This is a genomic window from Burkholderia lata (assembly GCF_902499335.1).
Taxonomy (GTDB): Bacteria; Pseudomonadota; Gammaproteobacteria; order Burkholderiales; family Burkholderiaceae; genus Burkholderia; species Burkholderia lata_B.
Window position 1 is genome coordinate 557,275 of sequence record NZ_CABVQK010000002.1, and the last position, 23,801, is coordinate 581,075.

The window sequence follows — 23,801 nt, forward strand, 5'->3', positions numbered from 1 at the left end:
GTCGTCCTTATTGGGTTTCCAGTTCGCCGAGCAGCGCGTCGATCGCGCTCGCCGCGTCGGTCTCGCCGCGCGCCGCGCAGGCCGCGTCGATCGCTTCCGCGCAGCGCGCCAGCGTGCGCGTGTCGAACAGCGTGCGCAGCGGCAACGCGAGCCCCCAGTGCAGGTTCGCCTGCGCGTGGGCCTGCGTCGCGAGCAGCGAATGGCCGCCGAGCAGGAAGAAATCGCCGTCTCGGCCGATCGCATCCACATGCAGTACGCGTTGCCAGATCTCGGCAAGTGCGCGTTCCGTATCCGTCGCGAGTTCGACTTCGGCCGCCGCTTCGCGCACCGGCGCGGGCAGCGCATGGCGGTCGCACTTGCCGTTCGGCGTCACCGGCAATGCATCGAGTTCGATCAGCTGCGACGGCACCATGTAGGCCGGCAGTTGCGCGCGCAGCGCGTCGAGCAGCGCCGCGCGGTCGAGCGGGCCCGCGTCGCCGCGCGCGACATAGCCGATCAGTTGCTCGTCGCGCACGATCACGACCGCGTCGTTCACGCCGGGCGTCGCGCGCAGCAATGCCTCGATCTCGCCCGGCTCGATCCGCTGGCCGCGCAGCTTGACCTGCGTATCGACGCGGCCGAGGTAGTCGAGCGCACCGTCGGCACGCCGGCGCGCGAGGTCGCCCGTGCGGTACATGCGCGCGCCCGGCACGAACGGATCGGGCACGAAGCGCTCGGCGGTCAGCGCGGAACGGCCGAGATAGCCGCGTGCGAGGCCCGCGCCCGCGAGATACAGTTCGCCGGTCGCGCCGGCCGGCACCGGCTGCCATGCGGCATCGAGCACGTGCAGTTGCAGGTTCGCGATCGGATGGCCGATCGGCACCGCGACCGCATGCGCATCGTCGGGGCCGCAGGTCCAGTGCGACACGTCGATCGCGGCCTCGGTCGGCCCGTACAGGTTCACGAGCGTCGCGTTCGGCAGCAGCCGGGCCATCTTCGCGACGAGTTCAGGTGCGAGCGCCTCGCCGCTCGCGACGATCAGGCGCACGCTGTCGCACTGCGCGGCGGCCGAGAAATCGTCGAGATAAGCGGCGAACGCGGCGAGCATCGACGGCACGAAGTGCAGCACCGTCACGCCGTGCGCATGGATCGCGGCGGCAAGACGCGCCGGATCGCGATGGTCGCCGGGCGCGGCGATCGCGAGCTTCGCGCCGATCGCCAGCGGCCACACGAATTCCCATACCGACACGTCGAAGCCGAACGGCGTCTTGTGCAGCACGACGTCGTCGCGCGTCAGCCGGTATGCGTGCTGCATCCACGCGATCCGGTTCGCGAGCGCGCCGTGCGTGTTGCCGGCGCCCTTCGGCTTGCCGGTCGAACCAGACGTGTAGATCAGGTACGCGAGCTGCGCGTCGTCGATCGTGGCGGTCGCACCGGCGGTGTCGTTTCCGGTTTCATCGGCGAGCAGGTCCGCGACCGTCAGCAACTGCGTCGTTGCGCCGTCGCCGAGCGCGGCCTCGACCTGCTCGCGCAGGTGGGCCTGCGTGATCGCGACCGCCGGCCGCGCGTCGCGCAGCAGGTACGCGATGCGCTCCGCCGGATAGTCGGGATCGACCGGCAGGTAGGCCGCACCGGCCTTCAGCACGCCGACGAGCGCCATCACCATGTCGAACGAACGCTCGACGCACAGCGCGACCGGCGTGTCGGGCTGCACGCCGCGCCGGCGCAGCGCAGCCGCGATGCGCGACGTGCTGACGTCGAGCTCGCGATAGGTCGCGCGATGCACGCCGCCGTGGACGTCCGCGTATTCGAGCGCGATCGCGTCGGGCGTCGCCCGTGCCGCATCGGTGAATTGAAGATGCAACGGCTGCCGCTGCGACGCCGGCCAAGCGCGCGCGGTATCCTGCGCCAGCGCGTCGCGGGTGGCGTCATCGGCGATCGACAGCGTGCCGAGCAGCGCGTCCGGCGTGCGGGCCAGCGCATCGAGCGCGCAGGCAAACGCACGGTGCCAGGTTTCAACCTGTCGCGCATCGACGCGCGCGGTGTCGTAGCCATAGTCGATCGTCAGCTCGGCGCCGCTCTCGATCACGAGGGTCAGCGCGAAATCGGTCGATTCGATGCTGCGCACGCCGCTCAACGTCAGCGCGCGAGGATCGGCGTCGCGCGCCGAGTCGTCGACCGGATAGTTCTCGAACACGACCAGCGTGTCGAACAGTGCGCCGCCCGCTCCACGCGCCCAGCGCTGGATGTCGGCGAGCGGCGTGTGTGCGTGCTCGGCGGCAGCCGCGTTCTCGCGTTGCAGCGTTTGCAGCCAGTCGGCCGCGCGTTGTTGCGGCGCGGGCGCCGTGATCACCGGCAGCGTGTTGATGAAGAGACCGAGTACCGAGTCGACGTCCGCGAGTGCATCGGGACGGCCGGCGACCGTCGCGCCGAACGCGACGGCCGGCTGGTGCGTCATCCGTTGCAGCGCGAGCGCCCAGGCGCCCTGCACCAGCGTGTTGACGGTCAGCTTCAGTGCGCGCGCCGTCTGCGCAACGCGCGTCGTCGTGCCGGCATCGAGCGCCGCGCGCCACGTGACCATTTCGGCATCCGCGCGGTCGGCCGTGCGTTCCGCGATCAGCGTCGGGGCGTCGAGCCGTGCGAGGCGGCCCGTCCAGAAGCGTTCGTCGGCGTCGTGATCGCGCGTGCCGAGCCATGCGATGAAGTCGCGATACCGCAGCGCCGGACGGCTTGCGAACGGCGACACGGCGTCCGGGTCGCGATAGTCGCGCAGCACGTCGGCGAGCAGGCGCGCGGTGCTCCAGCCGTCGAGCAGCACGTGGTGACGCGTCCAGACGACACGCCATGCGTCGTCGGTCACGCGGATCAGCGTGAGCCGCATCAGCGGCGGCTCGCGCCAGTCGAAACCGCGGGCGCGATCAGCCGCGAGCCATGCGTCGAAATCGGCGTCGAACGAGTCGCCGCGTGTGCGCCAGTCGAGCTGCTCGACCGGCATTTGCGCGTGGCGGTGCACGCACTGCAGCGGCGCGGCTTCGTCCGGCATCACGCTCGTGCGCAGGATGTCGTGGCGCGCGATCGACGCTTCGAACGCAGCCGTGAGCCGGTCGGCGTCCAGCGCGGTCGCGGTCGCGACGAGCTGGTTCACATAGCTGGCGTGACCGGGCGCGAACAGCGCGTGGAACAGGATGCCCTGCTGCATCGGCGACAGCGGATACACGTCGTCGATCGTGCGCCAGTCGAGCGGCGTGCGTTCGATCGCAGCCTGCGTGAGACCAGCGGCCTGCGCGAGCGGGAAATCGCCCGGTGTCGCACCACCGCCGCGATGCGCAACCCGTGACGCGCACGCTTCGACGAGTTCGCGCAGCGCCGCCGCGAAGCGTTCGGCGAATGCGTCGATCGTCGCACGCTCGAATTGCGGTGCGCCGTAGACCCAGTGCACTTTCAGCGTGCGTGCGCCGTCACGATCCGTATCGAGATACGCGTGGATCGCGAGCGAATTGCCGAGCGGCCCCTGTGGATCGCGCTCGACGCCGGTGCCGCCGAAGCGCGGCACGAGCGTGGCATCGCGCGGTGCGTCGAACTGGCCGAGATAGTTGAACGTGACGCGCGGACGCGGCACGGCGGCCAGCGCCGCACGCGTCGCCGCAGCGCCGTAGTGCGCGAGCACGCCAAAGCCGAGCCCCTTGTGCGGCACGGCACGCAGCACGTCCTTGACCGCGCACAGCGTGTCGCGAGCCGTGGCCTCGACCGGCAGCGTCACCGGGTAATGGCTCGTCAGCCAGCCGATCGTGCGGCTGGCATCCGCGTCGTCGAACAGCGCCTCGCGGCCATGCCCTTCCAGTTCGACACGGCACGATGCGGCACCGCTCGCGCCAGCGAGCGACAGTGCGAGCGCCGCGCCCAGCAGTTCGATCGTCTGCGTGCGATAGGCAGCGTGCGCATCGGTGAGCGCCGCGCGGGTCAATGCCGCGTCGATCGTCTGCACGACGACGGCCGCATCGGCGTTCGTCGCCGCTGCGTCGGGATGATCGGGCACGACGTCGTCGCCCTGCGCCATGCCGGCCCAGTAGGCGGCTTCGGCCGCGAACGGCGATGCCGGTTCCGTTGCCGCACGTGCGAGCCGTGCGGCCCATGCATCCGCGCGCAGGCCCGGCTGCGACAGCCGGATCGGCGTGCGTTCGCATGCGGCACGGTAGGCCGTGTCCAGGTCGTCGAGCAGGATGCGCCACGACACGCCGTCGACGATCGCATGGTGAATCGCGAGATAGAGGTGCGTCGAACCGTCAGGCAGGCGTGCCGCGCATGCGCAGGCAAGCGGCCCGCGGCCGAGGTCGAGACGGCGCTGCAACGCGTCGAAGCGCGCGAGCGCGTCGGCTTCGTCGCGGGCAGCGACTTCGACGGACGGCAGCGCGTCGTACGGCTTCGCGGCATCGCTGGCTTGCCACGTGCCGTCCGTGCCGCGCGCGAAGCGTTGGCGGAATGCGTCGTGATGCGTCAGCAATGCATCGAAGGCGCGCGCGAACGCATCGGCGTCGAACGGCCCGCGCACCTCGAACGCGACCGACTGGTTCCAGTGGCCCGGATGCGGAATATCGAGCGCGAAGAAGCGCTGCTGCGCGGGCGTCAGGACCTGCTCCGTCACCGGCGCGCTGGCAGCAGCTGCGACCGCAGGCTGCGCGGCGGCCACGTCCTCCGTCTTCGCGATGCGCGCGAGTTCGGCGACCGTCGGGCCGTCGAACAGCTGCTTCGGCGTGAAGCGCACACCACGCTTGCGCGCACGGGCAATCACCTGCAGCACGAGGATCGAATCGCCGCCGAGTTCGAAGAAGTTGTCGTCGCGGCCGACCTTCGGCGCCTTCAGCACGGCCTGCCAGACTTCGGCCAGCACCGTTTCGACCGCGCCCTGCGGTGCATCGCCGGATGCAGTCGCGACCGGCGCGGCTGCCAGTTCGCGCAACGCGGCGCGATCGATCTTGCCGTTCGCGGTGACCGGCAGGCGCGCGAGCGCGACAAACTGTGCAGGAACCATGTAGTCGGGCAGCTTCGCGGCAAGCGCCGCGCGCATGGCAGCCTCGTCGAAGCTCGCACCGTCGCGCATCACGACGAAGGTCGCGAGCCGCAGGCGGCCGTCGAGTTCGATCGCGAGCGTTTCGGCCTGCGCAACCGGGCCGGCCGCACGCACGGCCGCACTCACCTCGCCCGGCTCGACGCGGTAGCCGCGAATCTTCACCTGGTCGTCGATACGGCCGAGGAACGCGAGGCGGCCGTCCACGCGCAAGCGCACGCGGTCGCCCGTGCGATACAGCCGCGCGCCGGGCGTGAACGGATCGGGTACGAAGCGCTCGGCGGTCTGCGCCGGACGCCCGAGGTAGCCGCGCGCGACGCCCGGCCCACCCAGATACAGTTCGCCCGTCGCGCCGGCCGGCACGCATGCGCCGAACGCGTCGAGCACCAGTGCGCGCGCATTCGGCAGCGGCACACCGAGCGGCACGCCGTTCGCGGGATCGCGCGCATCGGCGGCAATCGACGCCGTGTCGCAGGCGATCGCGCCGACCGTCGCTTCGGTCGGCCCGTAGTGGTTGATCACGCGACAGGCCGGCGCAAGCGCGGCCAGGCGCGCGACGAGCGCCCACGTGAGCGTTTCGCCGCCCGTCACGAGCGCGTGGCGCGGCAGCACGTCGGCCGGTACACGTGCGTCGAGCAGCGCCTGCAGGTGGCTCGGCACGATCTTCAGCACGCCGACGTCACGGCGGCGCATTTCTTCGGCGAACAGGTCGGGATCGAACGCGCACGCGGCCGGCAGCAGGTGCAGCGTGCGGCCCGCGCACAGCGCGCCGAACAGCGTCGTATGGCCGAGGTCGGCCGCGACGGTCGACACCATCGCGAACGACGCGTCCGGTGCGAACGCGAGCTCGTCGAGCATCCCCTGCACATAGTCGGCCAGTGCGCCGTGCGACACGACGACGCCCTTCGGCGTGCCGGTCGAGCCCGACGTATAGATCAGGTACGCGCCCTGTTCCGGATGCGGTGCGATGCGCACGCCGACTGCGTGCGCGAGGGTTGCGTCCTGAGCGAGCGTGTCGACGTCGAGCGGCTGGGCGTCGATGCCGGCCGGCCAGCCAGCGACATCCGCGACGAGCGCCCAGCGCGCGTCACAGTCGGCGGCTGCCGCGGCCAGTCGTGCAGCCGGCTGGGCGGGATCGAGCAGCACGGCGAGCGCACCGGCCTTCAGCGCGCCGAGCAGGCCGACGACGAAGCGCGCCGAGCGCTCGATGCAGACGATGACGGACGCTTCGGCGGCCACGCCGCGCTGGGTCAGCGCGCGTGCGATGCGGTTCGATGCGTCGTCGAGTTCGGCGAACGTCAGCGACGCCGACGCATCGGCCAGCGCGACGCGATGCGGATACGCGGCTGCCTGCCGCGCAAACGCGGCGACGATATTCGCATGTTCGACGCGCAGCGCGCGGCCGTCGCGCGGCTGGCGCGAAGCGGCCGACGCGTCGCACGGCAGTACGGCCGTCGTTTGGCGCGGATCGCGCGCGGCCGCACCGACGAGCGCCGCGTAGCTGTCGAGCCACGCGCGCGCGGTGTCGGTGTCGATGCAGTCGGTCGCATAGGCGGCAACCAGTTCGATGCCGTTCGCATCGTCAGTGAAATCCACCGCGAAGTCGAAGCGCGCGGCAAGATCGGGGCCCGGCGTTGCAACGGCCGTTGCGCCCGGCAGCACGCTGTCGTGCCGCGCGTCGAACTGCTGCGCGAATTTCACGCGCAGCCATTCGTCGCCGCGCTTGACCGGCGGCTTCACCGCGTCGACGACGCGCTCGAACGGCACATCCTGGTGCGCGACCGCGTCGAGCGCCGCCGTGCGCGCCGCGTCGACGAGCGCGCCGAACGGCAGCGTCGGGGCCACGCGCACGCGTAGCGCGACCGTATTCAGGAACAGCCCGAGCAGTGCGCGCGTTTCGGGACGCTGGCGATGCGCGACCGGCACCGCGACGACGACATCCGTTGCGCCGGTCAGGCGCGACAGCCATGCGTCGAGCCCGGCCAGCAGCACCGTGAAGACGGTCGCCTGCGCGTCGCGCGCAAGTTGCCGAACGTCGGCCGCGACCGCGTCGGGCAGCCGCACCGACACGCGTGCGCCTTGCAGCGTGCGCGTGGCGCCCGGCTGACGATCGACCGGCAGCGCAAGCGGGCCCGGCACGTCGCGCAACGCGCCGCGCCAGTAGTCGAGCTGACGTTCACCTTCGCCGCCAGCCAGCATGTCGCGCTGCCAGTCCGCATAGTCGGCGTACTGGATCGGCAGTTCGGGCAGCGACGGTTCGCGGCCTTCGGCATACACGCGATAGGCAGCCGACAGTTCGTCGAATGCGCAGCGCGAGCTCCAGCCGTCGGTGATCGCGTGATGCGCGGTCAGCAGCAGGCGGTGACGGTCGTCGGCGAGCGCGACCAGCGTCGCGCGCAGCAGCGGGCCGCGTGCGAAGTCGAACGGTTCGGCCGCATCGCGCTCGGCGAGACGCGCGGCTTGCGCGTCGCGGGCAGCGGGCGGCTGGTCGCGCAGGTCGACGTCGGCGATCGTCACCGGCAGATGCGCGTGGATCCGCTGCATCACGACACCGTCGTCGTTGTCGACGAGCGTCGTGCGCCATGCTTCGTGGCGGCCGATCACGTGATCGAGCGCACGCTGCAACGCTGCGCGATCGAGCGTGCCGTCGATCGTCCAGTGCGCGGCGATGTGATACGCGGCGCTTGCATCACGCGTTTGCGCGAGTACCCAGAAACGTTGTTGCGCGAGCGAGGCGGCACGATCGACGTGCGGCGCGTCCGATACGGCCGCTTCGGCCGGCACGCGACGTGCGGAAATGGCGGCCAGCGGTGCGCCGGATTCGCGCTCCGCACGATCGACCGCTTCGGCCAGTTCGAAGAGCGCCGGATCGGCGAACAGCGTATCGAGCCGCAGGTTCACGCGCACTGCGGCACGGATCGCGGCCTGCAACTGCATCGCGGCGAGCGAATCGGCGCCCAGCGCGAAGAAGCGGTCGTCACGCGACGGCGTGACGTCGAGGCCGAGCAGCGTCTGCCAGAGGCCGGCGAGCTGCTGTTCGGTCGGCGTGCGCGGTGCGTCGCCGCTGCCTTGCACGGTGTCGCGCACAGCGGCAATCTTCTCGCGCAGCGCGGCACGGTCGATCTTGCCGTTCAGCGTATACGGCAGCGCATCGCAACGCACGAACCGGTGCGGCTGCCACGCGGCCGGCAGTTGCGCGGCCACGTGTTCTTTCAGCGCCGCATCGTCGGCCGCCGCGCGTAGCGCGACGCACGCGATCAGCCGCGTCGGCCCGTTGCCGGTTTCGGCGACCACGGCGGCGTCGGCCACGGCCGGATGCGAACGCAGGCACGCGGCGATTTCAGCGGGTTCCACGCGCACGCCGCGCACCTGGACCTGATCGTCGAGACGGCCGAGATAGTCGAATGCGCCGTCGTCGCGCAGCCGCGCGAGGTCGCCCGTGCGGTACACGCGCGCACCGGGTTCGCCGTCCGCATCGGGAATGAAATGCTCGGCCGTCAGCGCCGGACGGCCGTGATAGCCACGCGCGACGCAGACGCCGCCCAGCAGCAGCTCACCCACGCCATCGGCCTCGCCGCCGTCGACACGCGCGACGCGCGGCCCGATCACGCGGCCGATCGGCAACGACGCATACGCATCGTCGGCGGCCAGCACGGGCGTCTCGCCCGGCTCGACCGGCCACAGCATCGGCGAAATGACGGCCTCCGTCGGCCCGTAGCCGTTGATAAGGCGTACCGACGGGAACGTGCTGCGCACGAATTCGAACGCCTGCTGCGGCAGCGCTTCGCCGCCGAACGCGAGCACGCGCAGGGCCGGCGGCACGCCGTCGCGCGCGGCCACCGCCGCGAATTCGCGCAGGTACGCAGGCGGGAACGCAGCCACGTTGACCGATTCACTCACCATCAGCGCATGTGCGGCATCCGGCGCGAACGGCTGCGGCGGTGCCACGACGATGCCGGCACCGGTCGCGAGCGGCGCGAGCCAGCATTCGTGCGCGGCATCGAAATTGACCGACGCGAAATGCAGCAGGCGGTCGCCGGCCTCGATCGGCAGCGCGGCTGCGAGCGCGTCGCAGTGCGCGGCGAGCGGCCCGTGCTCGACGACGACCGCCTTCGGCGTGCCGGTCGAACCGGACGTATAGATCATGTAGGCGGCCGAACGCGGGTGAACGGATACCGCCTCGTCATCCGCAGCGATCTCCTGCCCGCTCTCTGCGTCGAATGCCGCGTCGAACGCGTGTTCGAACGGCCTACCGAGCGCCGCGCGGCCGGCCGCGTCGACGATCCCGTGCCGCAACTGCGCATCCTGGACGATCCAGTCGAGGCGCGCGGCCGGATGGCGCGGATCGAGCGGCACGAACACACCGCCCGCCTTCAGCACGGCCAGCAGCGCGACGAACAGTTCGCACGAACGCTCGACGCACACGCCCACCCGCACTTCCGCGCCGACGCCGGCCGCGCGCAGTTGCCGGGCCAGCCGCGACGCCTGCGCATCGAGCGCGCCGCGCGACAGGCGCAAGTCATTCTGGAAAGGAACCGCGATCGCGGGTGCGTCGGGCGCGAGGCGCGCCAGTTCGCGGATTCGGTGATGCAGCGCAGTCGGGAAACTCGTCATGTGCGTGAAGTCCTTCGGTCCGGCCGCTTCGGCCAAGTCTCGGGGCCGCTTGGGGCGGCTTCACTGGTGTGACGAACGGCGCGGCCGATTTTTTACCGTTTTGTGCTCAAAGCCCATGCGAACGCTTTTTTGAACGCGCCGCTAAATATTTGCGCGGCCCGTTCGTCTATCAGGGAGGAACGCCGGAACGGGGCCCCGCCCCGCCCGCCGCTTTCACGTCAGTTTTGCCGTTTCCGCGTTTTCGCTTGCCTTCCCTTTACCGACGTTGCCGATGACAGCCGCCCACGAGCCCTCTTCCCCGCCGTCCCTCGACGCATCCCCCGCCCGCCCCGCGGCGCGCCTGATCCTTGCGCTGCTGCGCGAAAGCCGCGCGTCACTCGCGCTGGCGCTCACCGCGTGCGTGCTGAACGGCGTCGCGAGCGTGCTGCTCGTCGCGACGTTGAACCGCGCGCTGTCGCAGCCGGGCGCCGCCGATGCGTCGCTCGCGTGGCGCTTCGCGCTGTGCGCGGTGATCGCACTCGTCACGCGAATCGTGTCGGGCACGCTGTTTGCCCGCCTGTCGCAGGACACGATGGCGCGGCTGCGCGTGCATCTCGCGCGGCGCGTCGGCGCGGCCGAGCTGCGCGACATCGAGCGGATCGGCGCGGCACCCGTGCAGTCGGTGCTGACCGACGACGCCACCAACGTGTCGATGCTGTTCTTCGCGCTGCCGAACCTGGTCATGCACGGCTCGATCGTGTTCGGCTGCCTCGGCTACCTCGCGTGGCTGTCGTGGCCGGTGTGCCTGCTGGCGCTGGCCGCGATCATCGCGGGTTCGCTCGGCTACCACACCGGCGACCGCCGCGCGATCGCGTCGCTCGAAGCGGCCGGCCAGGCGCAGGACCGCCTGTTCGGCTATCTCGGCTCGCTGTTTTCCGGCGCGAAGGAGCTGAAGCTTCACGATGAACGCGCACGCCAGTTCGTCGACGGCCAGCTCGGCGCCGCGATCGGCGAAGTGCGCGACCACCGCCGTCGCGCGTTCAGCGCGTATGCGGTCGGCGTCGGCTGGATCATCTTCCTGTTCTACGTGTTCCTCGGCATCGCGTCGTTCTGGCCGCAACTCGGCGTGCATGCCGATCCGGCCTCGGCCGCCGGCTACGTCGTCGTGTTCCTGTTCATGCTCGTGCCGCTCGACGGGCTGCTGAACAACCTGCCGACCGTCAACGCGGCCCGCGTGTCGCTCACGCGGATCGAAGGCGTGATGGCCGAATTCGGCGCGCTGCGCACGGTGCCACCCGCGTCCGACGCACCCGACGTGCCGCCGGCCGGCGCCGTCATGCTGCGCGGCGTCACGCATGCGTACTTCCACGAGCGCGACGAACGGATGTTCAGCATCGGGCCGATCAACCTCACGATCCAGCCGGGCGAGCTCGTGTTCATCGTCGGCGGCAACGGCAGCGGCAAGACGACGCTCGCGAAGGTGCTGACGGGGCTCTACGAGCCGGAAGAAGGCACGATCGAGGTCGACGGCCGCACGATCGGCTGGCGCGAGCGCGCCGCGTACCGGCAGCGCTTCAGCGCGGTGTTCAACGATTTCCACCTGTTCGATGCGCTGCTCGGCATCGTCGATCCGGACGATCCGTCCCGCGCGCAGGCTGATGCTCGCGCGAACGCGCTGGTCGCGAAACTCGCGCTCGATCACAAGGTGAAGGTGGTCGACGGTGCGTTCTCGACCCGTGCGCTGTCGACCGGGCAGCGCAAGCGGCTCGCGCTCGTCGTCGCGTACCTGGAGGACCGGCCGTTCTACCTGTTCGACGAATGGGCGGCCGACCAGGATCCGTCGTTCAAGGCCGTGTTCTACGAGCAACTGCTGCCCGAGCTGCGCGCGCGCGGCAAGGCCGTGATCGTGATCACGCACGACGACCGCTACTTCGATCTCGCCGACCGCCTGTTGAAGCTCGACAACGGGCGCATCGTCAGCGACACGACGCCGGCGCGATCGCGCGCGCAGGATGGCGTCGATGCGCTGAGCGCGTAACGCGGCAGTCGATGCAAAAAAATCGCCGACGCGCTGCAATGGCAGTGCGTCGGCGATTTTCGTTTCAGAAGGAAATGCTTCGGGCGCGTGGGCGGTTCACCACGAGTCAGGCCGGCCCCAATGCCCTGCCCGTCGAAGTCGAAGCGGCGTCATCCGCCGCTCGACCGCCGCGAACTCAACGCACGGCCGGCAGCTTCAGCATCGTATCGGTCATCACGTCGGCCAGTTTCAGCGCCGACATCGGCCCGCCGAACCCCCAGATATTGCGTTCGATGAGCGCGATCCGGTGTTCCCTCATCGCGGGCACGAAGCGCCACACCGGCGAATCGAGTTTCGCGGACAGCGGCACCTCCATCCCGGATGCGGTCACGAACAGCACGGCCAGCTCGCGCTGCTTGAGCAAATCGGCCGACGTCACGTACAGCGTGCCTTCCCGCGTCGGCTTCTTCGGCCACGGGTCGAGCCCGAGCGCGCGCGCGAGGCCCGCCGACGTGCTGTTGCCCGTATAGGCCCAGTAGCGGTCGGGCAAGCCGAGATCCTGCAGCAGCGCGACGCGCTCGCCCTTGCGGCCCGCGGCCGCGAGCCGCGCCGCATTGCGCGCGATGCCCGCATCGAGCTGCGCGTCGACCGCCTGGGCCCGCGCGTCGCGCCCCGTCACCGCACCGATCGTCCGGAAGATTTGCCGCATCCAGTCGAGCTGCGTGACCGGCACGCCGCCGTCCGACACGTTCGGGCTGAACTGGAACAGGATCGTCGGCGCGATCCGGTCGAGCGCGTCGAAGATCGGCGCGTGACGGAAACCGACGCCGATGATCAGGTCGGGCTTGACTGCCGCGATCGCTTCGAGGCCCGGCTCCTGGCGCGAACCGATGTCGGTCACGTTCGCGAGCCGGTCGCTTTGATAGCCGAGCCAGCCCGGATAGAACGCCGTATCGGCCATCCCGACCGGCACGATGTCGAGTGCGATCACGCTTTCCGCGAACATGAAGTCGAGCGCGACCACACGCTGCGGCCGCACCGGCATCGTCGCGCTCGCCTGCGACACGACGGGATTGCCGGCCAGCGACACCGCGCCCGGCGCACGCACGCCCTGCGCGCGATGGGCGTCGAGGGTCGCGGCAACGGCGCCGGACGCTGCGGAAAGCGCGCCGCAGCCCGCGGCGCAGAGCGCCGCGAGCGCGCCGAGCGCATGCCGGCGGCCGGCATCCGTCACCGGATCGCGTCCTGCTCGGCCAGTGCCGCGTCGTCCATCGTCAGTAGCAGGGGGCAGCTTCCACACAGTTGCGTTTCTCCAGGAATTTCATAGCGCAGGCAGCACACGCGGCGCGCACGAAACGGCGTCGGCAGCAGCGTAGAGCGCGGCACGGCATCGCGCACGGGCGCACGCAGCGGATTCGGCTCGCCGTGCACGCAGCTCGAACCGAACAGCCAGTCCGCATCGCGGACGGGATCGGCGGCGCATGGCAGCGAACGGCACGTATCGAGCAGATAGTCGAGCAGGTTGCCCGCGTTGCTCCACAGCACGCGCGGCGTGACGCGGCCCATCGCCGCGAGCAGGTCGATCACCGCGCCGAGATGCGCGATGAGCCCCGCATAGCGTGGTGCCGGGTCGTCGCACGGTTCGCCGAGCGCATCGTGCGTGAAGTACAGCGCGGCGGGCATCCCGTCGTCGAGCGCGACGAACGTGCGCTCGGGCGACATGTCGAGCGGCCGGCCGAGCGTCAGCGCGGCGACGACGCCGGCCGGCGCCGCACGGCCGAAATAGTATTTGCTCCATTGCGACATCAGCGCGCGCGCATGCTGCGCCGGATCGCCGCCGTAATGGCGGACCATCGCGTCGAGCACGATGTCGCGGTGCGCGGGCAACGCGCTGACCGGCACGATGAGGCGGCCCGGCGCGGGCGCGTCGTCGGGCATGCCGAGCCAGACGACGTCGAGGTGTTCGGCAAACGGTTCGGGCGCGAACGCGGAGAAGCGCGTGGCGCGCGCGGCGTCGAGCGACGGTGTCATCGCCCTGCGCGCCGGGCGCGGCGCCCCTCGAGGATCAGCAGCCCGAGCAGGTACGGTGCGCCGATCAGCGCGGTCAGCACGCCGGCCGGCACTTCACGCGGCGCGACGACCGTACGCGCCGCGAGATCCGCCACACCGAGGATCAGCGCGCCGCATGCGGCCGCGAGCCACAGCCGCGTACGGTGCCGGCGCGCGCCGAGCATCGTCGCGACGTGCGGCGCCATCAAGCCGATGAAGCCGACCGGCCCGACCGCCGCGACGGCCGCGCACGCGGCGAGCGTCGCGATCGTCAGCGCGAGCGGCCGCAGCGCGGCCACCGGCAGGCCGAGCGCGGCTGCCTGGTCGTCGCCGAGCGCGAGCATGTCGAGCGGCTTCGCGAGCCACGCGAACACGGGCACCGCGAGCACGCACCACGGCAACAGCATCGACACCTCGCCCCAGCTCCGGCCGTAAGTCCCGCCGACGAGCCACACGACGAAGCGCGCGGGCTGCACGCTTTCCTGCGTGATCAGCCATTGCGCGAGCGTGGTCCACAGTGCGCCGATCACGATACCCGTCAGCGCCACCGCGAGCGGCGCGTAGCGATGCCGGTGATTCAGCGCGAGCGTGATCGCGAGCGACAACCCACCGCCGATCAGCGCGGCGGCAGCAAGCGTCACGTGCCCCATCAGCGGCCACGTCGACAACGCGAACAGCGTGACGAGCCCCGCGCCCTGCGTGACGCCGAGCACTTCGGGGCCTGCGAGCGGATTGCGCACGACGCTCTGCATCGCGACACCGCTGACCGCCAGCAACGCGCCAGCAAGAAGCGCGCACAACAGGCGCGGCATGCGCAGATCGATCAGCATCCGCGCGAGCGCATCGTGGCCGGACAGCGCATCGGACCAGCGCGCGATCGACAGCCACTCGGGGCCGGCCGATACACCGACCAACACGACCAGCACGCCCGCGACGACGAACAGCGCGGTGCGCAGCGGCCAGCCGAGCCGTTCGAGCCAGCCGACGAGCCGCGTCGAGCCGCCGCCCGCCGCGCGTTCGGCATCCGCGTGCAGTACGCCCGACCACGCGGCACCGCGTCGGATCATCGCCAGCATCAGCGGCGTGCCGACCAGCGCGATCGCGACGCCGGTCGACAGCGTGGCATCGAGACCCGACGCGAGCACCGCGCTGTCGGTAACAAGTACGAGCGCACCGCCCGCGAGCGCCGACAGCGGCACCAGCACGCCGAGCCGCGCCGCGCGCGCGCCGCGCACCTGGCGCAGCAGGTTCGGCGCGACAAGGCCGACATACGACAGCGGGCCCGCGATACTGACGGCCACGCTCGTGAACGCGACCGCGACGATCGTCGCGGCGAGCCGCGTCGCGTCGACGCGCACGCCGGCCGCGGCCGCCGCGTCATCGCCGAGCGTGAGCGGATTCAGCGGCCGGATCACGAACGGCAAGGCGATGAGCGGCACGACGAGCCAGCGCGCGGCGAGCGCGAGGCCCGTCGCGCCCGGCTGGTAGAGGCTGCCGTTGGTCCACAGTGCGGCACCCGCGATGTTCTGCTCGAAGAATGCGAGCACGAGCGTCGACAGCGCGGCGAACAGCAGCATGCACACGCTGCCCGCGAGCACGAGCCGCAACGGCGTCGCACGCCAGCCGCCGGCCGCGACGATCGCGCAGGCGGCAGCGGCCAGCCCGCAGACGAACAGCAGCGGCACCGATGCGACACCGGCCAGCGCCGGCACGAGCATCGCCGCGAGCAGGCCGAGCTGGGCGCCGCCCGTCACGCCGAGCAGGTCGGGCGACGCGAGCGGATTGCGCGTGAGCGACTGGAACAGCGCGCCCGCGATGCCCAGGCAGCCGCCCGCGACGAGCGCCGCTGCGACGCGCGGCAGGTTGAGATCGAACAGGAACACGTGCGCGAGCGCGGCGGCATCGCTGCCGGGCACGGCATCCCACCACACGCGCAGATCGGGGGCGACACGCAACGCCGCGAGGAGCGCGATCAACGTCACGAGGCCGAACGCGATCGCGCCGGCCCGGCCTGACGCCGTACCCTTCCCCGCTGCCGCGAGGCGCTTGCGCATCGCGAACGTCGTCATACGGCGAGATCCCGGTCGAAGACGCCGGCCGCCTGCGGCACGCCGTCGGTCGTCGGCCCGTAGGCCGGCACGCACATCGGGGCGCCCGTCTGCGGATGCGCGAGCTTCAGCATCTCGACGCCGAACGCCGCGCGCAGCCGCGCCGGATCGAGCATCGCGTCGGGCGTGCCCTGTGCGACGAGGCGGCCCGCGCGCATCAGCACGATCTCGTCGCTATACGCAGCCGCCTGGTTCAGGTCGTGCAGCACCCACACGATCGTCAGCCCGCGCGTGCGGTTCAGCGTGCGCAGCGCATCGAGGATGTCGAGCTGGTGATGGATGTCGAGATAGGTCGTCGGTTCGTCGAGCAGCACGATCGGCGCCTGCTGTGCGAGCGCCATTGCGATCCACGCGCGCTGGCGCTCACCGCCCGACAGCGCACCGACGTCGCGGTTCGCGTCGCCGGCGAGGCCGCTCGTCTCGAGCGCCTCGTCTATCGCCGCATGGTCGGCCCGCGACAGGCCGCGCAGGAAGCCGCCGTACGCATAGCGCCCATACGCGACAAGCTCGCGCACCGTGAGGCCCGACGGAATCTGGTTGAACTGCGCGAGCATCGTCAGCTCGCGCGCGAGCGCGCGACGGCGAAACGACGCGAGCGGCTGGCCGTTCACTTCCACATGGCCGGCACGCGCGGGCTGCAGGCCCGCGAGCGTGCGCAGCAGCGTGCTCTTGCCGCAGCCGTTCGGTCCGCACAGCGCGGTTACGCGGCCGGCCGCGATCGACAGGTCCAGCCCGTCGATCACGACATGGTCGCGATACCCTACCGACAGCCCGCGCGCGGCAAGCGCGGCGGTACTACGCGTCATCAATCCTCCGTTCGGTCGCGCGGGACCGTATAACTCTGCGCCATCGCGACGACGACCTTGCGCGGCCCCTCGAACGGGTCGCGCGCATGCGCGGTCAGCATGTTGTCGAGCATCAGCACGTCGCCCGTGCGCCACGGGAACACGATGCGCTGCTGGTCGAGCACGCCGCGGATCTCCGCGAGCGCATCGGCTTCGAGCGGTTCGCCGTCGCCGTAATACACGTTGCGCGGCACGTTCTCGAGCCCGACCGCGTCGACGAGCGCTTCCTGCATGTCGTCGTCGAGCGCCGACAGGTGGAACAGGTTCGCCTGGTTGAACCACACGCGGTCGCCGGTGCGCGGATGGCGCGCAACGGCCTGGCAGCGTTCGCGGGTGCGCAGCAGCAGTTCGCCATCATCGTCGGTGCGCCATGTGCATTCGATGCCGCGCGCCGCGCACATCCGTTCGACCTCGGCCGGCTCGTCGGTGCCGAACGACTGCTGCCACGGCAGGTCGAGCCCCTGCCCGAAATTGCGCACATACAGCAGCTCGCGCTTCTCGAAACGCGCGACCAGCGCCGGATCGAGCGCGCGGTACACAGCGCGGCTGTCCGCGATCGGCGTCGCACCGCCCTTCGGGGCCGCGAGCGCGCAGTGGAACCAGATCCGCAGCGGCCATTCGCGTGTGTACGACTGCTCGTTGTGCAGCGGAATCGCGCGGTGCGGCGGGTATTCGGTCGACGTGTAGACCGCGCCTTCGACCTGGCTGCGCGGCGTCGATGCGTATTCATAGCCGATCAGCGGATCGCCGAACGACGCCGCGAACTGCTGGAACGTGTCGATCGACGGCACGTGAAAACCCGTGAACAGCACGCCGCCCGCCCGTTCGAGCGTGTCGGCCGCGATTTCTCGCGCGAGCGGCGCGACGTCGTCGATCGACATCCCGTCGCCGCCGCGCGGCGACACGACGGTGGGCAGCCCCGGCTCGATACGCAGGTCGTCGAGCGTCGGCAACGAAAGCAGGGTCATGCAACGTCCTCTTCAGGTGATGCGCCGGATCACGGCGCAGCGGGTCACGACGCGCGCGATGCGCGCTCGCCGTCCATGGCGCGGCGCAGGCTCGCGGGGCGCATGTCGGTCCAGACGGTCTCGATGTGCGCGAGACAGTCGGCTTTCGGGCCGCTCACGCCGATCTCGCGCCAGCCGGCCGGCACGGGCCGGAACGTCGGCCAGATCGAATACTGTTCTTCGTCGTTGATGACGACCGTATAGACGAGGTCGTCGGTGTCGGCGGAAGGCGTCGTGGCTTGCGTCATGATCGGAAATCGCTGAGGCGGTTGAAGGTGGCGAAGCGGCGGTTTCGGCCGCTCCTGTCTGATAGACGTTTGACCGGCGCGGTTTTTTACCGGCGCCGTGCGCGGCCGCCCAGGAACACCGGGCACGCGACGCCGCGATGACACGCGTCGAGGCATTCCGCGCAGTGGCGCTCCGCGTCGCGCACCATGAAGTGCACGAGCGTCTGCGACACGTTCAGCGCGCGCGCCGCGGTCTGCAGCGTCTCCTCGCGCAGCCGCACCATCTCGAAGGCCGCGCGGCTACGCGCCGGCAGGTCGTCGAGCGCGGCCCACACGCGCCGCAGCGTATCGCGCGTCAGCAGCGCGGCTTCCGGCGTCGGCTCGGGCGACGGCACGTCGAAGCCGTCGTCCTCTTCCGTGTGATAGACGTTCTCGAGGCTTTGCCGGCGGCACGCGTCGATCGACGCATTGCGCACCATCCGCGTCACGTACGCGACCGGCTGGCGCACCGCGTCCTGGTTCGGGAATTCGACGAGCTTCACGAATACGTCGTGCACGACGTCCTCGGCACGGCTCGCGCAGCCGACGAACCCGCGCGCGACATTGACGAGCATCGCGCGATGCGAGATCAGCACGTCGAGCAACGCGCCCTGCACCCGGGGCTCCGCGGCACGGCGCGCGCGCGGCGGCCGGTCGGGATAACTGCCGAGGAACGGGTTCGCCGCTGCCGCCGCCGGTCGGTCGAGCACTTCCGCCATCGCCATCGATCTGCTCCGTCAAATTCCGAGATAGCGCAATTTAACGTAAACGCAAATCATTCTCAATCCGATTACGGGATGACCCTTTCGGCTGTCAGGATTTGTCTGAATAATCGGCGGAATCGTTGTTCGGGCAGATGAGACATGTGCCATGGGGCTCGGCACGCGGTCACGGACGCGTCCGTCCAGCGCTCAACGCCAACACGGCCTTTCACGCGCCTGACGAAATGCCTGCACCTGTCATGCGCGGTAGCAACTTATTACTACGTGAAATTTTGAGGGCTCGTACGATCGACGTGCCGTTTCCAAGGGAGAACAACATGAAATCCATCGTGTTATCCGCTGTCATGGTGGGTGCGCTGTCGAGCGTGATGCTCACCGGATGCGTCGCCTATCCTGCCCAGGCTGAAGTCACGATCGGCTGGCATGGCGATCGTTACTGGGACGGACATCGATACTGGGAGCGCCACGACTGGGAGGCTCAGCATCCCGGCGGGCGTGACGATCGCCGCGACGATCGCCGGGACGACCGTCGCGACGATCAGCGGCCGCAGTGGTAATGCGCCGCCGCTCCCGTAGCCCGCTATTCAACGACAGGACCTCAACATGAAGACGCTACTCAAAACCCTGACCGTCGCGGCGCTCGCCGCTGCGGTGCTCGTGCCGGCGATCGCCGAAGCGCATCCGCACCGCGTGTGTCACTTCGACCATCACCATCACAAGATGTGCCGCTGGGTGCGGTAAACGAAACAAGGCGCCGGTTCATGAAAAAACACCCCAAAGGCCGGATCAAGTCCAGCTTTTGGGGTGCAGTTCACATGTCGGCGCTTTTTTGATGACGGGATGGCGGGGCTTGCGGTCGTGCCCGCGCACATCCACATCAGTAGATAAACAATCGAATCGTTGCCGTCGCGTCGAACCGCCCGATCTTCGGGGGGCCGAACGACTTCAGCACCGCGTCCATCAGTACGCTTTGATTCATCACGTTCGACGGGAATTGCGCCAGCGTGAACTGCTGGTTGAACGGAACCGCCTTGCCCTGGCTGTCTTCGATGCCGATCCCGAAATTGCTGTCCTTCGCGGGAACCAGCAAACCGTTCTGAACCGGATAGCTCGTTTCGAAGTACCCGTCGACGCGCACCGCGACGTTGCATTTCTTGGTCAGCGACAACGAGAACCGTTTGCGCGGCACCGCCGGCAGGAAGCCGTTGCCGACCGCCTGGACCTGCCCGAAATTGATGATGCCCGGTTCGGGCGTCACCAGCACGTCGACGAAACACGGCGTCGGCTTGAGGTTGCGCAGGCCGCTCAGCCGGTACTGGAAGCTCGGGTTGTATGCGTTCAGCCCGAACTCGCCGTCGAACTGGAACACCGTGTAGATATCGCTCGGCGGCTGGACCCAGCTACCCCGCTTGCGCACGACGACCTGATAGTCGATGCTGATGCGCGTTTGCTGGCAACGCCCGCGGTCGAAATCGTACTTGCTGCACGGCGGCACGGAATACCCGGTGAACACCCCGCCGCCGCGGTTGCTGGTCTTGTCGAAATAATCGACGCCCTTGTAGCGGATGCCGATCTCGAGCCCCCACGCGGCAGGACTCGTTCGATTCGGATTCGCGTAGAAATAGATGTTGTCGACGACTTTCAGGCTGCTGTCGTCGCCCAGGTCCTTGTAGCAATACCCCGTCGTCGTGCGCACCGGCGACACCCAGATCACGTAGCCGTCGGGCGCGTCGGTCGGATACGAGGCCACCCCGCCGATCGGCTCGGTCAACGAAGTCGCGCCGCTGTTGGTGAGGCAGCGCAGTGCCCATGCGGGCTGCATGGCCGCGACCAGCAACACGAGCACGACCCAGCGCAACCATGCCGCCGGCGATTCCTGATGGCGCATTGCCCCGCTCATTTCTTCACGCTCTTGCACGCACCGGCCTCACACGCATACTCCACCGCCACCTGGCCGCCGTAGTCGTCCACGTGCGTGACGAACAGCGTCGCCGGCGTCGCGGCCTTGAACGGCACGTCGGCCGTGCTCATCGGGCTCACCATCACCGGGTCCAGCGGCACATGCGTCTTCTGCGCACCCGAAGCCACGTCGACGATCGTGATGTGATACGGCGTCGGATTGTCGAACACGAGCGTGTGCGCGGCCGAATCGACCCGCAACGTCATCGGCAGCGTCCAGTCCTCGTCGCGCGCCGGCTGCACGGCCTTCGGCCGGTAGAACAGCTTCATCTGCGTATGCAGCGCGATCTGCAGCGTGTTCGGCGTATCCGTCTTCGGCGGCACTTCGCGGATGTTCAGGTAGAACACCGATTCGCGATCGGCCGGCAACTCGGTGCCCGGCAGCTTCGCGATCCGCAGCACGTTGCGCTCGTTCGCCTCGACGCGCTGCAGCGGCGGCACGACCATCAGCGGCGTCGTGATCTTGTTGCCCTTCGCGTCCTCGAGCCACGACTGCACGAGATACGGGTACGTCGTGCTCTTGTTGGTGATCGTGACGATCGCGGCCTGTTCGCCTTCGTTGAAGATCACGCGCGTGCGATCGGGCACGATCGCCGCCTGCGCGGCGCTTGCGAACAGCGCGCCGGCGGTCGCGAGCACGCACCATGCGCGCCGCGAAAAGGAAAGGGAGAAGGAATTTTTCATCGCTTGATCCGTGAATTCATCGTTCGACCCGTGCGGCCGCTGCATGCGACTCGACGGGTGTCTGGCACGTCACCGGAATCGGCGTGCCTTCGAGTTGGAGCTGGTTCGGCAGCGTATCGATCGTGCAGAGCGTGCGTTCACCCGCGCGCACCGCCAGCGTGGATTTCGGCTGAACCTGGGTCAGGAACGCCGCACCGCCCTCGCCGACGATGCCGAGCTCCTTGCCGTTCGCCGCGTCCTGCACCGACGCACCGAACGGCAGCGGCTTGCCGGCCGGGTCGGTCATCGTCAGGTACAGGTTGCTGCCGCGCGCGGCGGAAAATTTCACGAAGCCGATCGCGCCATCGGTCAGCACCATGCGCTGGATCGGGTTCGACACCTGCACTTCGAGCGGCAGCTTCTCGACGTTGACGGTCGCGTCGTACACGTTGTACGGCGAGATGCCGTCGAGCACCGCATAGCCGCGCGAATCGGTATGCGAGAGCGTGCCGGACAGCGGCACATCGGGCACGCCGTCGGTCGACACCAGCAGGCGCGTGTCGCCCGCATTGCCGTTCGCATGCGCCGACACGCCGTATTGCGTCGCGACGAACGAACCGTCGACTTCGAGCGATGCGGCCGCATACGCATTGGCCAGGGTCGACGCCTGCGCGGTCAGCTGATATGCCGACGAGCGCTGGCGGTAGCTCGCGTTCGCCGATGCGCGTCCGTCGGTCGCGCCCGCGTTGATCTGGTAGGTGCGACCGGCCGGATCGTCGTAGATGTAGCCCGCGTTCACGCTCGTGCTGCCGCTGCCCGTCGTCAGGTTCGACGTGACCGTGTGGCGGCCGCCGATCGGCAACGTCGCGGTGACCGAGACCTGGTTGCCGCTTGCACCGGCGCTCTGCGTGCGGAAGGCCGACACGCTCACGTTCAGGTTGCGCAGCGTGCCGATCGAGAACGCCCGCGTGAGCGTGAGGCCGACGCGCTGCTCGTTCGCACGTTCCCAGTAGGTCGTCTGGTCGTACGAGAAATAGGTCGACGTGTCGCCGAAGCGCTTCGACAGCGTCGCCGAGTAGCGCTGCTTGCTGTTGGCGAGGCCGTACGCGGTCGGGTCGCCCGAGAACTGCGCGAAGTTCGTGTATTCGCGCTCGGAGAAGCGATAGCCGAAGAAGCGCACGTCGGCATCGAGCCCGTCGAAGTGCTTCGAATAGTTGATGCGGTACGAGTTGCCGTTGCGGGTCGCGCCGTTCCACCACAGCTTCGCCCGCGCATGCGTGACGTCGGCCGACAGCGCGCCGAACGCGCCGAAATCGCGGCCCACGCCGAGCGCGATCGACGTGTAGCCCGACGCGGTGATGAAACCGCCATACGCGGTGACGTCGAACGGCAGGCCGTACGCGATTTCACCGAAGCCGAAGAACGGCGTGATGCCGGCACCGCCGAACAGCCGCGGCTTGCCGACGGCGGCCTTGTAGCGCAATTGCCCGGCGCGCGCGAGGAACGGCACGGCGGCCGTCGTCACCTGAAAGCGCTGCACGCTGCCGTCTTCTTCCTCGACCGCGACGTCGAGCGTGCCCTGCACGCTCGTATTGATGTTCTGCAACGCGAAGGCGCCCGGCGACACGCGCGTCACGTACAACACGCGGCCTGCCTGCGACACGGTCACGGTCGCGTTGGTGCGTGCGACGCCCGCGATCAGCGGCGCATAGCCGCGCAACGATGGCGGCAGCATGCGGTCGTCGCTGCGGATCGACGCGCCCGTCAGCGCGAACGTGTCGAAAATGTCCGACGTCAGGTAGTCGTCGCCGAACGTCACCGTCGACTGGATCGACGGCAGCGCGCGAAATGCATAAAGCCGGCTGAAGCGGAACGTGCGGTCCGCGTAGGCCGTATTGCCCACGTTCGATTGCGCCTGGTAGTCGCCGCGAAAGCGCCATGCATCCCAGTTCGCGCCAACCGTCCCGTAGGCCTGGATCGAATTCGTCTGGCTGCCGCCCGTGCCGAAGTTGCGGTTCGTGTTCGCGATCACGCGATAGTCGAGCATCGCACCCGGAATCCCTTCGGACCAGCGCGACGGCGGCAGGTAGGTCGAGTCGGTGAACTCGAGCGCGGCCTGCGGAATCGTGATCTTGAGCCGCCCGTCGCTTTTCAGGTAGCGCACGGTTGCCCCCTCGATCGCGCCGAGGTCGACGCAACGTCCGCCCTGGAAGCGCGGCAGGTCCTTCGCGAGCGAAGGCTTCAACCCGAACTGCGCGACGAGCTCCGGCGGCAGGCACGGTTTGCCCGCCCCCGACGTGTCGACGGCGATGAACTCGATTGCCTGCAGCCCGTAGAACAGGTCGTTGACCTGTACGTCGAGCATGTACTCGCCGGGCAGCGTGAAGTCCGCCTGCGAGAACTGCGACAGGTCGACGTTGTTCGAACCGTCGATGTTCAGGAACGACGAATTGAATTCCGTCGCATGGCTCTGGCTGCCGACAACCAGCACGGAGACGCAAAGGAAGGAATGTCTGATTCGCACGCGG

At 69.5% G+C, this 23,801-nt stretch carries 14 protein-coding genes; 3 read left to right on the forward strand and 11 right to left on the reverse strand.

Annotation, left to right across the window (positions count from 1 at the left end; translation table 11 throughout):
- Positions 1–7 precede the first annotated feature (7 nt).
- Positions 8–9,658 carry a non-ribosomal peptide synthetase gene (locus tag BCO18175_RS06820; protein WP_174979996.1) on the reverse strand — a complete coding sequence of 3,217 codons (9,651 nt, stop codon included), beginning with the start codon at positions 9,656–9,658 and terminating at the stop codon, positions 8–10.
- A gap of 271 nt (positions 9,659–9,929) precedes the next feature.
- Here BCO18175_RS06820 and BCO18175_RS06825 point away from each other — a divergent pair, with 271 nt between their 5' ends.
- Positions 9,930–11,675 (forward strand): cyclic peptide export ABC transporter, encoded by a 1,746-nt coding sequence (locus BCO18175_RS06825; protein ID WP_174979997.1) that lies wholly within the window; start codon positions 9,930–9,932, stop codon positions 11,673–11,675.
- Between the two features lie 175 nt (positions 11,676–11,850).
- Here BCO18175_RS06825 and BCO18175_RS06830 read toward each other — a convergent pair whose 3' ends face one another.
- From BCO18175_RS06830 to BCO18175_RS06860, 7 genes are all read right to left on the reverse strand, one after another.
- Positions 11,851–12,888 (reverse strand): ABC transporter substrate-binding protein, encoded by a 1,038-nt coding sequence (locus BCO18175_RS06830; protein WP_174979998.1) that lies wholly within the window; start codon positions 12,886–12,888, stop codon positions 11,851–11,853.
- Positions 12,885–13,685: a siderophore-iron reductase FhuF gene (fhuF, locus tag BCO18175_RS06835; protein ID WP_174979999.1), complete on the reverse strand. Its 801-nt coding sequence runs from the start codon at positions 13,683–13,685 to the stop codon at positions 12,885–12,887. The genes BCO18175_RS06830 and fhuF overlap by 4 nt, the downstream gene beginning before the upstream one ends.
- A complete protein-coding gene (gene fhuB / locus BCO18175_RS06840; RefSeq protein ID WP_174969134.1) occupies positions 13,682–15,772 on the reverse strand; it encodes a Fe(3+)-hydroxamate ABC transporter permease FhuB in 2,091 nt (696 codons plus the stop codon). Before fhuB ends, fhuF begins: the two co-directional genes overlap by 4 nt.
- Positions 15,769–16,617: an ABC transporter ATP-binding protein gene (locus BCO18175_RS06845; protein ID WP_174912290.1), complete on the reverse strand. Its 849-nt coding sequence runs from the start codon at positions 16,615–16,617 to the stop codon at positions 15,769–15,771. The genes fhuB and BCO18175_RS06845 overlap by 4 nt, the downstream gene beginning before the upstream one ends.
- Positions 16,617–17,624: a TauD/TfdA family dioxygenase gene (locus tag BCO18175_RS06850; protein WP_174980000.1), complete on the reverse strand. Its 1,008-nt coding sequence runs from the start codon at positions 17,622–17,624 to the stop codon at positions 16,617–16,619. The genes BCO18175_RS06845 and BCO18175_RS06850 overlap by 1 nt, the downstream gene beginning before the upstream one ends.
- 44 nt (positions 17,625–17,668) lie before the next feature.
- A complete protein-coding gene (locus tag BCO18175_RS06855; RefSeq protein WP_011351933.1) occupies positions 17,669–17,911 on the reverse strand; it encodes an MbtH family protein in 243 nt (80 codons plus the stop codon).
- An 86-nt stretch (positions 17,912–17,997) separates the two neighbouring features.
- Positions 17,998–18,654, reverse strand: a complete 657-nt coding sequence (locus tag BCO18175_RS06860; protein WP_174980001.1) for an RNA polymerase factor sigma-70 — start codon at positions 18,652–18,654, stop codon at positions 17,998–18,000.
- Positions 18,655–18,968: 314 nt separating this feature from the next.
- Between BCO18175_RS06860 and BCO18175_RS06865 the strand changes: the two genes are divergently transcribed.
- Both BCO18175_RS06865 and BCO18175_RS06870 read left to right on the forward strand, forming a co-directional pair.
- Positions 18,969–19,208, forward strand: a complete 240-nt coding sequence (locus BCO18175_RS06865) for a hypothetical protein (protein WP_174912300.1) — start codon at positions 18,969–18,971, stop codon at positions 19,206–19,208.
- A gap of 46 nt (positions 19,209–19,254) precedes the next feature.
- The gene (locus tag BCO18175_RS06870; protein WP_011351930.1) at positions 19,255–19,392 is read left to right on the forward strand and encodes an HHHH-motif protein; all 138 of its coding nucleotides are present in this window, start codon (positions 19,255–19,257) and stop codon (positions 19,390–19,392) included.
- A gap of 136 nt (positions 19,393–19,528) precedes the next feature.
- Here the strand turns inward: BCO18175_RS06870 and BCO18175_RS06875 are convergent, their stop codons facing one another.
- From BCO18175_RS06875 to BCO18175_RS06885, 3 genes are read right to left on the reverse strand one after another with little or no spacing between them, the layout of a single operon-like run.
- Positions 19,529–20,551, reverse strand: a complete 1,023-nt coding sequence (locus tag BCO18175_RS06875) for a fimbrial protein (protein WP_174969139.1) — start codon at positions 20,549–20,551, stop codon at positions 19,529–19,531.
- Positions 20,548–21,294 carry a fimbrial biogenesis chaperone gene (locus tag BCO18175_RS06880; protein WP_174980002.1) on the reverse strand — a complete coding sequence of 249 codons (747 nt, stop codon included), beginning with the start codon at positions 21,292–21,294 and terminating at the stop codon, positions 20,548–20,550. Before BCO18175_RS06880 ends, BCO18175_RS06875 begins: the two co-directional genes overlap by 4 nt.
- 16 nt (positions 21,295–21,310) lie before the next feature.
- Positions 21,311–23,764: a fimbria/pilus outer membrane usher protein gene (locus BCO18175_RS06885; RefSeq protein ID WP_174980003.1), complete on the reverse strand. Its 2,454-nt coding sequence runs from the start codon at positions 23,762–23,764 to the stop codon at positions 21,311–21,313.
- Between the last annotated feature and the right edge of the window lie 37 nt (positions 23,765–23,801).